We start from the raw sequence: 11,662 nt of genomic DNA on the forward strand, positions 1-11,662 counted from the left end.
GATTGGGGCGTTGATTTGGGAGGTAAAGGTTCGTATTCTAAGGGCTCGTATTGAGACTGTGTCTCTGTATTGGTAAGCGTGCCACCGCCAGCCTGCCAGAACCCAACCCTCCCACATCAACCGATAGTTTGGTGGCTTAAATGATTCAACGTAAAGGGTTTACACTCGTCGAACTGCTGGTCGTGATTGCGATCATCGGTATTCTGATTGCCATGCTCCTTCCCGCCGTCCAACAGGCCCGCGAGGCCGCTCGACGGATGCATTGCTTGAACAATCTCAAGCAAATTGGCTTAGGAATGCAAAATTTCCACGCCGCTCATGATTGTTTTCCTACCAGCGTCTCCGGCAATGGAGCATCGCACTATTGGTGCGCCCAGATTCTTCCTTACATGGAGCAGAATCCCCTAGCGAACATTTACGATTACTCGGTGAAGTTCAACGACATCAAGAATCGCGAAGCCGTTCAATATCCAGTGCCGTTCATGCTTTGTCCCAGTACGCCTGGCGGTCCTATTCCGCATCCAAAGTTCAAGCGTTCTACTTCCTCCAGCCCGGAAGAATGGGGGTCGATCGGTACGGATTACGCTGGCTCAGCTGGCCCTAATTCCAAATTATGGAAAAACCCAGCGGTGGTTTCTTATCCCGAGCCAGAAAGCATCGATGGTCTCTTTAAGGGATCGGTAAAGCCGGGTGAGAAAGGCCGCCGGATTCGTGATGTGACCGATGGAACCTCGAATTCGATTGGGTTTGTTGAGTCAGCCGCGCGGCCTCAAAAGTGGGAAGGGACAAGACAAGTTCCAGACTCAGGACTCTATAGCAGTGCCTCGTCGAACTATGTTTCTGTTTGTAGCTGGGCAGAAGGCAATCTCTTTGTCGTGCGTGGTTTTGCGTTCGATGGTTCAATCGCTGACGAAACCAAGCAGTGGAGCTACCCTGGACCGATGATGGTCAATGGGTCGAACTACTACGGGATTTATGCGTTTCATCCTGGTGGGGCGAATGTCGCTTTGGTGGATGGTTCGGTTCGATTCTTAACCGAAACAACGAGCCCAGATATTGTCGCTTCCTTGTTGACAATCGCCGGCGGCGAAGTGGTAGGAGAGTACTAATGGTTTACGATTCGGCAGACGCGTCTCTGGTTCGACGTGCCGTATTGTTTTTGGCTTTGCTGTTGTGTGGCTTAAGCTGCCAAAGCCTTTTTGCCCAGCAGCAAGCGGTAATTTACCCACCCGGAAATGCGTGGGAAGGTTTGCCGACTTCGGGTAAACCTCAAGCCGTGTACAACGCCGATCCTGCTCATCCCCTGAATCGCTTACAGGCGATTTTGTTTCTCGCTGAACTTGTGCCGGAAGAGATTCAATCGCAATTGCCCACCGAGATGGAACGCAGTGGGCTCTCCCTCGAAGAGTTCTATCAGGCAAAGTGGTACTTCGGAAAACGAGCAGGTACCGACGAGGATCGTAAGTGGTTTGGCGGTGACGTGCGTGTTTCTCCCGTCCGAGAATTTACGGCAGAGCAGCGGAAAGAACTGCTGCAACTGCTTGCTCAAATCATCGCAGCCGATCCGGCTCAATTCAACGAATGGTTTGCGCAACCTAGCCATCAAGTTCTGTTGCAGTGGGATTTGATGAGCGTTTGGTGGCAGTTGGAGCAAAAGAAGCTCGATGATCCCCAGTTGCTGTCCAGCATGGCCCAAGCCATTGAAGCATTGGCTTTACCATCAGAGCAGTTGCAGAAACTTCCTTCCGGCTATGAGGCACTTCAGGATCAATTTGCTACAGACGCAAAGCCTGTTTCTCCGGGCGAGGCCTTTTTGCCGCGTGATCTACTGCTGGCCGAAATCTCCTCAGATTCTCCTTGGGTCGAGATTGGGCGTAAGAGTTCGGTCCTATTTCAGGCCCATCGTTCGCTGCATGCTTCGCGTGTTTATTTGAATGCTGGTAGCCGTAGCGAAGGGGAGCAGATAGTTGCTGCAGTGGGTGAAGTCGATACTTCTGAATTGGCAGAGCGACTTCCCGATGGCGTGCAAACCGCCTTGGTGCAATCTTTGGTTGTTGTTGACGATCAATTGCAGCCGGTCGCAACGCCGATCATCGATGAAGTACGCATTCGTGTCGTTCAGAAACCATTTGAACTTTCGCCTGAGCATCGCAGCAGCAGCCGTGATGGTTCCAGCCATTGGATCTTTCATCGTACGCGAGCAGGGACGGTGTTGGACCCTACAAGCTCATTTCGCTTTGTGCCTGATACGGCTCAATCGTTGTTCGTTGAATATGGCACCATGAAGCATGCCACTTATGCGGCTCAATGTGCTTTGTGTCATCGAATGACGAGCAACGGCGGTCAGTCGCCGCTATCGATTCGCTCGCTATCGAAGCACATGCGACCTCACGTGGCCCAGCCTGGCGAACGCTTCGAGTTGGCACAAGCCGAGATGGCGGACGTCGTGACGGCTTTGAAGCAACGTTTGGAAACAGCACCCCCACCCCAGGCAACCACCAGCAACACGCGTTTGAAGCCGCGGCCTGAGAAGTCCGAGGCCGAGCGGGCACAATTGGCCAGCGAGTTGCGGGAGGTTTATTCGCAATCGCCAGACAAGTGGCCGGCTCCGAATGTCGATGCCGATGTGAAGTGGCAAGAGATTGGGCTTTTGCCTGAGGTACAGCATCCGGCGAATAATCCTTATAGCGAAGCGAAAGAAGCCTTAGGGCATGCGTTGTTTTTCGATCCACGCCTTTCTGGTACCGGGCAGATGGCATGTGCTTCGTGCCACGACCCCGATCTAGCGTGGAGCGACGGACGCACGACGAGCTTTGGTAATGCTCGGAAGATGCTTGCTCGGAACGCACCCACAACCCGCTTTGCTGCTTTTCAAGAGCAGTTCTTCTGGGATGGACGGGCCCAGACGTTGGAAGACCAAGCCGTTGCCGTGTTGCTGAACCCGGATGAGATGCACGCCAGTGCCGATCATGTGCGTAACACGGTGGCTTCGATTACGCCGTATCAAAAAATGTTTGGCGAAGCGTTTGGCGACGAAGAAGTCACGATCGAAAAGGTCGGGCAAGCGATTGCCTGCTTCGAGCGATCCGCCGTGCATGGCCGAACGCGTTTCGATGCGTTTATGAAAGGGCGGCCAGAGGTCATGTCGGACGCTGCCATGCGTGGAATGGATCTCTTTCGCCGTGAGGCCCGTTGCATGAACTGCCATCATGGTCCGCTGTTTAGCGATGGCAAGTTCCACGACGTTGGGCTTAGCTATTATGGTCGCAAGTACGAGGACTTAGGTCGCTACAACGTGACCGGCGATCCTGCCGACGTCGGACGGTTTCGCACACCTACGCTCCGCGATGTGACCGCCACCGGGCCGCTGATGCACAATGGTCTTTTTCAATTGCCAGGCGTGCTCAACATGTACAACGCCGGCATGCCGACCCTCAAGCGGAAAGAGCACCAGCAAGACGACGCCCTTTTTCCAACCAAGTCGCCGCACCTCAAGCCGCTAGGGCTCAACAAGCAAGACCTGGTCGATCTGGCTACATTTCTTTCGACTTTGGAGGAACCGAAGTTGCGTGTCAGACCGCCTGAGTTACCTGGCTTGCATCCGGCTCCGTAACCGGCGGGCACAAATCAGCTTTGCTCGCACAATGTTTTGATGCGGTCGTCTTGTCCTGGAAGGATCAGGCGACCGTTTTTTTTGAACTGGCATTCTGGTGGGGCAGATATTGCGGAGAGATTGATTTCAAGATCGAGCTCGCTTGAGCGAATACCTCACTAAGCCGAGTGCTTTCGTGTTCACGTGAACCCAAGGAGGGCTTCGTCGGAGTATTTCTCCCGAAAAGCGATGCCTGTCTCCCTCACGTGCCGCGAGAATCGAAGCAGCGGCGAACTCCCCTTTTGTGCGGTTTGTTTTGGAAAGGCTGAAGCCATGTCTCGTCCGATAGCTTTGTTGTCCCTAATTGTCTTGGCGTTTGTTGTGTTTTCGCCTCCGGCTTGGGGGCAAGACGAGCCTACGCCAGAGCTTCCCCCAACGCCCCAAGTAGAAAATGCCGCTGCACCTGAGGCGGGAAAGGTGCAGGAGGGCACGAACGCAGAAGCGAAGACAGAGCCAGCCGCCCCGGAACCGAAAGAGATTAAAGAACCGCCGACCGAGATGCCTAAAGATATCGAAAAGATCGCCGATAAGGTCGATCAATCGACCGCCGCTAAAGATACGTCCGCTGGTATCTTAACGCCTATTTACATGCTGGCCGAAGCATTTTCGTTTCCGCTGTTTCACTGGGTGGCGTTCTCGCTGATGTTCGCAGGCGTGGTGAGCTTTGCCCTTCAATTGGTGATTGGCAAATTAGTCGTCATGGCCCACCTTGGTTTCAGTCCTCGCGAGATCATTTCCGATGCGTTTGGCTTGGTGATCAGTGTGATTGGCTTGGTGTTAACCACGCAAGCCGCCGTTGAAAACTCGAGCTTTACCCAAAGTCCGTTCCTGGTAATTTCGGCTAGTGTGGTCGGTGCGGTGTTCGGATTGCTAATGTACTTCTGGGGACAAGCTCAGGAAGTGGAAGCCGTTCAGGGCCGCCGCGCAGCCGCCGAATTGAAGGCGAAGAAGGCCAAGTAGTTGTGTGCTAGTTCCGCTCTGCGTAGCCGGGTAAGGTTCAATGTATGAATACTCAAAAACCTTGGACCGAAGCCCTTCACGTCACGGCGGTATCGTATCGGAAAATGATCGATGCAACGCTTTCGCAGTTGACCGACGAAGAGTTCTTTCAGCGACCCGCGGCGGAAATCAATTCCGTCGCGGTTTTACTACGGCATCTTGGAGGGAATTTGGCCAGCCGTTGGACCGACTTTCAAACCACCGATGGGGAGAAACCGAGCCGTAGTCGAGACGACGAGTTCGCCGATTGGCCTGGTGATCGAGCCTCGTTAATGGCCTATTTCGAGGAAGGTTGGCAGCAGCTTATCGCGGCCATAGACGCAGCGAACGAGCTTAATCCATCCATGTCGATTGACATTCGCGGGGAAGCCCAAACGCTAGCAACAGCGTTCTTACGCTCGTTGACCCACCTATCGTACCATGTCGGGCAAATTTCGCTGATTGCCCGGACGGTGCATCAGGGCAATTGGCATTGGCTGACCATCGCCCCCGGGGGAAGTCAGCGACATAACGAGCAAACCTGGGGGACTTCACAAAGTCGTGGCATTCAGGGAGCGGAGGAGGCACGCTAACGCGATTGACCTCGGCAGCCATTTTTCTGGCTAGCAGGCAGCAACGAATCGAGAGAAAAGGCACATTTTTCTTACAACCAACGCCCTAGACTGCTAGAATAACGTCCCGTTGGGTGGTATCGGCTACCTCGCGATTGCTTTTCCGTTGTTCTCTTAATCGACTCTCTTTTTTGGATAATAAGGCGGAACCATGTTTCGCAAATCGCACTTGTTGGCGAGTTGGGGCGTTGTCGTTGCCCTGGGGTGGTTCGCTGGGGCTACTCTGCTCCAAGCTGAAGAACTCTCCGCCGAAGAAGTTCAAGCGATTGAACCGGCTCCCGATAAAGTTGCTCGGATGCAGGCCATGGCGGCTCGGATTGACGAGCTCATCCTGGCGAAGCTGGAAAGCGAGAAAGCCACGCCGGCTCCTCTGGCCAGCGACGGCGAGTTTATCCGCCGAGCCTATCTTGATTTGGTAGGCAGCATCCCAACCGTCGCTCAGACGCGAGCTTATCTCGAAGATACTTCCCCAGACAAACGCGAGAAGCTGATCGCCCAGCTTTTGAAGTCGCCTGCCCACCCAACGCACTTGGCCAACACATGGCGGGCGTTGGTTCTTAAGCCGACCGACGACCCGACCAGCTTGCAGAACGAGCAAGGCTTGCAGCAGTGGCTACGGGGCAAGTTTAGCGAGAACACACGTTACGATCGCTTGGTGGAAGAGTTTCTAACCGCCACGCAAGGGAACGACGGTCCTGGCTATTTTTATGCTGCCCAGGAATTAAAGCCTGAGTTGTTGGCGGCTGAGACTTCGCGGATTTTTCTGGGGCTGCAGTTGGAATGTGCCCAGTGTCACGATCACCCGTTCGATCGTTGGAAACAACGCGACTTCTGGGGTGTGGCGGCCTTCTTTGCTCAACTCGAACGTCCCAACAATGACAACAACCTGGGATTAGGTAGGTTCGATATCGTCGATCGCAGCGTCGGGGAAGTGATGATCCCCGAGACGGAAGACATCGTTAAGCCGGCTTTCCCAGGCACCGATGCCGACTATGCTTCGTTTGGCGGAACGCGGCGGCAACAATTGGCCATTTGGATGGTCTCGCGCGACAACCCTTTCATGCCACGTCGGGCCGTTAATTGGGCTTGGTCGCACATGATGGGGCGCGGCATCGTGCATCCTGCCGACGATATGTCTCCGCAAAATCTACCCAGCCATCCAGAGTTACTCGACGAATTAACGACTTACTTTGTGAAGTCAGGTTTCGACCTCCGTTTGTTATTGCAAACGATCGCGATTACCGACACGTATGCTCGAAGCAGTGAAGCGGTTTCCGAATCGGAAGCTCCGCCCGAGCTTTTTGCACGCATGGCCGTCAAATCGCTGACGCCAGAGCAGCTTTACGACGCGCTGTTGAAGGTTGGCCTATTACATGACAACTCGCCGGAGCGGCTTAACGGTGGAGCCCGCGTGCAGTTTGTCGCTCGGATGCGGACGGCTGGCAAGGATCGGACGACGTTCGATACCGGTATGCCTCAAGCGTTGGCTTTGATGAACGGTCCACCGGTTTCGACGGCGACGAATCCCGAAACCAGTGGCCTGCTAAAAGCGATGTCGGCTCCCTTCCTTTCGGATGAGCAGCGACTCAAGGTGTTGTTTCTGGCCGCTTACAGTCGCGAACCGAATTCGGCGGAGTTGGCCCGCTATGAAGAGTTCCTGCAGACAGCTTCTCCTGCGGAACAATCCCAGGCCCTGGGGGACGTATTGTGGGTGTTGGCCAATAGTGCCGAGTTCATGTTGAATCACTAAGCTTTCCCTTTCAACCGGATGATGCTGATGAACGTATCCAGCTTCTCTAGGCGACGGTTTCTGCAGTCTTCTGCGGCGTTAGTCGGGGCGGCCAGTTGCGGGTGGTTACCCCAGTTGGCAGCGGCGGCTGGCCCCAATCCGCAGCGGAAGCGAAGCTGTATTTTGCTGTGGATGGCCGGTGGTCCCACCCAGACCGATACCTTCGATATGAAGCCAGGGCATGCGAACGGGGGTGAATTCCAAGAAACGGAAACCAACGTGCCGGGGCTTCGTTTTAGCGAACACTTCACTGGGCTGGCACAACAGGCCGACAAGTTGGCTGTGCTGCGCGGGATGAGTACCAAGGAAGGGGATCATCTGCGAGGGACTTACCTTATGCACACTGGGCAGCGCCCTGGGGGCCCGCTCAATTATCCGGCGATCGGGGCCTCGCTGGCCAAAGCTATGGCCAATCGCGAGTCGGCCTTGCCCAACTATGTAGCGGTCAATCCTAGTGCGTTTCTAAATGGTGCGGCGTTAGGGCCTGGCTTCTTGGGACCACGCTATGCAGCGGCGACGGTCGGTGCGCGTGGTGGCCGCCCACCAGGGCAGCAACCGATGGAAGAAGGGAGCGAACTTGCCAATCTGGGGGTCGATTTCTTATCGCTTCCTTCGGGAGTCAATCAGTCGCGACACGATGCTCGCTTGGCGTTGTGGCAACAGCAGCAACAGCAATTTCTCTCTGGACATCCAGCCGGAGCCGCCGAGGCCCAGGCAACCATTTTTCAGTCGGCCGTAAAAATGATGCACCCAGAGGCCGCTTCGGCGTTCGATCTCTCGCAAGAGCGAACCGAAATTCGCGAATCTTACGGTCGCGGCACCTTTGGCCAAGGCTGCCTGATCGCGCGGCGGCTGGTCGAACGCGGGGTACCCTTTGTGGAAGTGACCCTCGGTGGAAACGGCTTAGGCTGGGATACCCATCAAAATAACTTCGCCGCAGTCAAACGACTTTCGCAAGAACTCGACCAAGGCTGGAGTACCTTAATGACCGAACTGGCCGAGCGAGGGTTGCTGGAAACCACCACAATTTGTTGGATGGGTGAGTTCGGACGAACCCCCAACATTAACAACAATGCCGGGCGAGACCACTTCCCCGACGCGTGGAGCTGCGTGTTAGCAGGAGGCGGTATCGCGGGTGGTCAGGCCTACGGCAAGACCGATGAGGCAGGCATGGAGGTGACCGAAAACAAGACGGAAGTCCAGGACTTGTTGGCAACCCTTTGCCGCGCGGTTGGTGTCGATCCGGCGACCGAACACTATTCGCCGCAAGCCCGCCCGATCAAGATTTCCGAAGGCGCCGCAATCGATCAGGTACTTGCTTAACATGCTTGGCACGTCGTCAATTCGTTTCGTCTTAATGATCGCCTTGGCCATGCTGGCAAGTTGCTGCGGTTGTCGCCCGCAACCGCTTGGCAAACCGGCAGCGTCGAATACCACGATTGCTACGCCTGAAGACAAGGCACCGGAAATTGCTGTTGCGCACGAAGGGGCTCCCGAGAGTTCTCCGGCAGACCAGCCTCAGGAAGAATCGCCTGAGGCACCTGCGTCTGACGAAGTTGCCGCCGAAGAAACAGTGACAGAGACGGCAGAAGCAGAGCAGCCAATTGAGCCAGAGGTTTTGCCGCAGAAGTTACTTCTGTTTACCTCGCATGGACCCATCCGAGTTGACGTGCGGTTATGGATCGATAACCAGCCGTTTGAGCAAGCGTTAGAGTCGCTAATCGATCACGTGATTAGCCTGGCCGATACCAACGGCGACGGCACCGCCACTTGGGAAGAACTGGCCGACCAGCCGGAATTGAAAAGTGGCCAGTTTGGAAACCTTTCGTTCGAGGACCCGAAAGAGCGTAAGCGGCTAATCAATCAGTACGATACCAATCGGAACGGTTGGGTCGACCGGAGCGAGGTGCCTCGTTTAGTCAGCCGTAACCGCGGCAATGCCAAGGCGTTTTCTGTGCGGCAAACCTCCTACGCAGCCGAACGCAGTCGAGCCGATTCGCCACTGCGGCAACTGATCGACGAAAACGGGAACGGCACTATCGAAGCGAGCGAGATAGCATCTGCCGCCGAGCGACTGCGCTTATACGATTTGGACGACGACGAGATCGTAACCCCGATGGAGCTGTTGGCCGCGACCGGGATGAGCATGAACGACATGCAAGGCCGGTCGAACGATCGCCGTCGTTTCTTCGGCAGTCAGGCCATGTTTACCTTAGACGAAGCAACCCAGTGGGAAGAAGTGCTGTATGCGATTCAGCAAAACTACGAACATGGCGGCCCCATCGATCTAAATCGTTTCCCGCCAGAGAACCTGCTCCGTCAGATCGATGGCAATGCCGATGGCCGACTTTCGCGCGAAGAGCTGCGCGCGATGCGAGACACGCAGCCTCAACTGGTGCTGGATGTTCGCTTTGGCCAGCGAGACGAAGGAGTGAAGAGCCTTACGCTGACGAAGTTCTCTCCTGATAATGGTGATGCCCAGGCCGAAGCACCGCAGGCAGACGATCGAGAGATCGCGTGCGATTTGGGAGCCGACTGGTTGGTTTTTCGGGCGCGAGATAACGTAGACACCACGTCGATCAAGCCTCAAGCGGAAAACCTGTTGCGAGCTTACGATAACAATCAGAACAACTATTTAGAGCCTGATGAAGTCCCCGAAGGAGCCCAGCAAGATTTCAACTTCGAGTACGCCGACAAAGATGGCAACGAGATGCTGTACCTGGAAGAGATCGAGGCTTATCTCCTGCAGCGAAATTGGATACGTCGTTGTCAGATTCGCCTACAGGGAATTGATGGAGACGATCCTCTGTTACTCGGGATTGATCCCAACCAGGACAAGCGGATCTCGGCACGCGAATTGAATTCATTAGCCATGCAGTTGGCAGCGATCGACATCGACAATTCCGACTCGATCGAATTCGAGGAGATTCCGGCGATGTTGGTGTTCGAGTTCTTTCGTGGTGATCAGGACAATGGGGGCCAGAGTTTTGTCCCCTACGAAGGTCGCTTCGCAGCGACTGGCGTCCCGTCGGGCCCGGCTTGGTTTACCGGCATGGATTACAACGGCGACGGCGACATCAGCCGCCGCGAGTTTCTTGGAACCCCTCGCCAGTTTGACGAGCTGGACCAAGATGGCGACGGTTTTCTTACTGCCAGCGAAGTCACGGCTGTGGCAGAAGCCCCGCCAAGTGAGCCTCCAGCCGAGGAGGCGACTACGGAGGAACCGGCGACAGAGGCGGCCGCTGAAGAAGCTGGCGACGAGCAAGCAGCTTCCGATTCTTAGCGGTGATGTTGTGGTTTGGCATACCCTTAGGTGGGTGGTTTGTTTTGCGTTAAAACGTTAACGTTGTGTAAATATTGGGCTGCCAAAGTCGTCGGGGCTTTCTTTTCGGTGGGTAATTTCTGAAGATGAATCGTTGCTGGATTTGCCCTGATTCTTCGAATAGTGCATGTCCTCTTGGGTGAGATGCACGTCTATGGGAAAGTTCTTGCAGTGTTAGCGTTTTGTTAACATGTTTTTTACTTTCCCCCGGGATGTTGGCTTCTTTCCCTGGCCAACAAAGCCAGACCCAACTCTGTTACCGCAAGGACTTGTCCCGATGATCCGCCATCTTCTTTGTATGCTCGTTGCGTTCTCGGCGTTCCTCTTCCCTCGCTTAGCCGTTGCGCAAATCCAAGTCGACGCGGACCTGCCGGTTTACCAGCGCGTCTCGGGTGTCTCAGGCACGATCAAGAGCATCGGTTCCGACACGATGAACAACATGATGACGTTGTGGGCGGAAGGTTTTAAAGAGATCTACCCCAACGTGCAGATCGAAATTGAAGGGAAGGGCTCGTCGACTGCCCCGCCAGCGTTGATTCAAGGGACGGCAACCTTCGGCCCCATGAGCCGTCCGATGAAGGCCAACGAGATCGACGACTTCGAGAAGCGTTACGGTTATAAGCCGACCGCGATGGGAACGAGCATCGACATGCTGGCCGTTTACGTCAACAAAGATAACCCTCTCAAAGGTTTGTCGCTGCCTCAGGTCGATGCCATTTTTTCGACCAATCGCAAAGGTGGCGTGAAGGAAGATGTAACGCGCTGGGGGCAGCTGGGCGTCGGTGGTACGCTCGCGCAATCGCCGATCAGCTTGTATGGTCGCAATTCGGCTTCCGGCACGTACGCGTTGTTCAAAGAAATCGCCTTGTTTGGTGGCGATTACAAACCGACCGTCAAAGAACAGCCAGGTAGCTCGTCGGTCGTTCAAGGGGTGGCTACCGATAAAGCGGGCATCGGCTACAGCGGCATCGGCTACAAGACTTCAGACGTGCGAGCTTTGCCTCTTTCGGTTAAAGGGAACGGCTACGTCGAACCCACCGCTGAAAACGCAGATGATTACCCCATGTCTCGTTTTCTGTATATCTATGTGAATCACCGCCCTGGGAGCGAACTCGATCCTTTGCGGCGAGAATTCCTGAAGTATATTTTCAGCCAGCAAGGGCAAAAGGCCGTGGTCAAAGATGGCTACCTGCCCATCACCGCAGAATCGGCTGCCGCCCAGTTGGACGCGGTTGGTATTAAGCAGTAAGTTTGAACGCTTGGCTGTCGTTTTATTATTTGGGTACGCC

The 11,662-nt window shown here is 55.1% G+C and carries 8 protein-coding genes; all 8 read left to right on the forward strand.

Annotated features, from left to right (window positions below; all coding sequences use genetic code 11):
- Positions 1-140 precede the first annotated feature (140 nt).
- The 8 genes from DTL42_RS09500 to DTL42_RS09535 all read left to right on the forward strand — a co-directional run bounded on the left by DTL42_RS09500 (position 141) and on the right by DTL42_RS09535 (position 11,622).
- The gene (locus DTL42_RS09500) at positions 141-1,109 is read left to right on the forward strand and encodes a DUF1559 domain-containing protein (protein ID WP_114368458.1); all 969 of its coding nucleotides are present in this window, start codon (positions 141-143) and stop codon (positions 1,107-1,109) included.
- Entirely contained in the window at positions 1,109-3,613 is a 2,505-nt protein-coding gene (locus DTL42_RS26530; protein ID WP_199590100.1) for a cytochrome-c peroxidase, read from the forward strand. Before DTL42_RS09500 ends, DTL42_RS26530 begins: the two co-directional genes overlap by 1 nt.
- Positions 3,614-3,925: 312 nt before the next feature.
- Complete coding sequence (locus DTL42_RS09510) at positions 3,926-4,612, forward strand: hypothetical protein (RefSeq protein WP_114368525.1); 687 nt, start codon at positions 3,926-3,928, stop codon at positions 4,610-4,612.
- Positions 4,613-4,656: 44 nt separating this feature from the next.
- Positions 4,657-5,223 carry a DUF1572 family protein gene (locus tag DTL42_RS09515; RefSeq protein WP_114368459.1) on the forward strand — a complete coding sequence of 189 codons (567 nt, stop codon included), beginning with the start codon at positions 4,657-4,659 and terminating at the stop codon, positions 5,221-5,223.
- A gap of 190 nt (positions 5,224-5,413) precedes the next feature.
- A complete protein-coding gene (locus DTL42_RS09520) occupies positions 5,414-7,012 on the forward strand; it encodes a DUF1549 and DUF1553 domain-containing protein (protein WP_114368460.1) in 1,599 nt (532 codons plus the stop codon).
- A gap of 27 nt (positions 7,013-7,039) precedes the next feature.
- On the forward strand, positions 7,040-8,374 hold the full coding sequence (locus DTL42_RS09525; protein ID WP_234824143.1) for a DUF1501 domain-containing protein: 1,335 nt from the start codon (positions 7,040-7,042) through the stop codon (positions 8,372-8,374).
- A gap of 1 nt (position 8,375) precedes the next feature.
- Positions 8,376-10,334, forward strand: coding sequence for a hypothetical protein (locus DTL42_RS09530; RefSeq protein ID WP_114368462.1), 1,959 nt, complete (start codon positions 8,376-8,378; stop codon positions 10,332-10,334).
- Positions 10,335-10,650: 316 nt separating this feature from the next.
- Entirely contained in the window at positions 10,651-11,622 is a 972-nt protein-coding gene (locus DTL42_RS09535) for a PstS family phosphate ABC transporter substrate-binding protein (RefSeq protein ID WP_114368526.1), read from the forward strand.
- The last annotated feature ends 40 nt before the right edge of the window (positions 11,623-11,662 follow it).

The sequence above is a fragment of the Bremerella cremea genome, assembly GCF_003335505.1.
GTDB classification, from domain to species: Bacteria; Planctomycetota; Planctomycetia; order Pirellulales; family Pirellulaceae; genus Bremerella; species Bremerella cremea_A.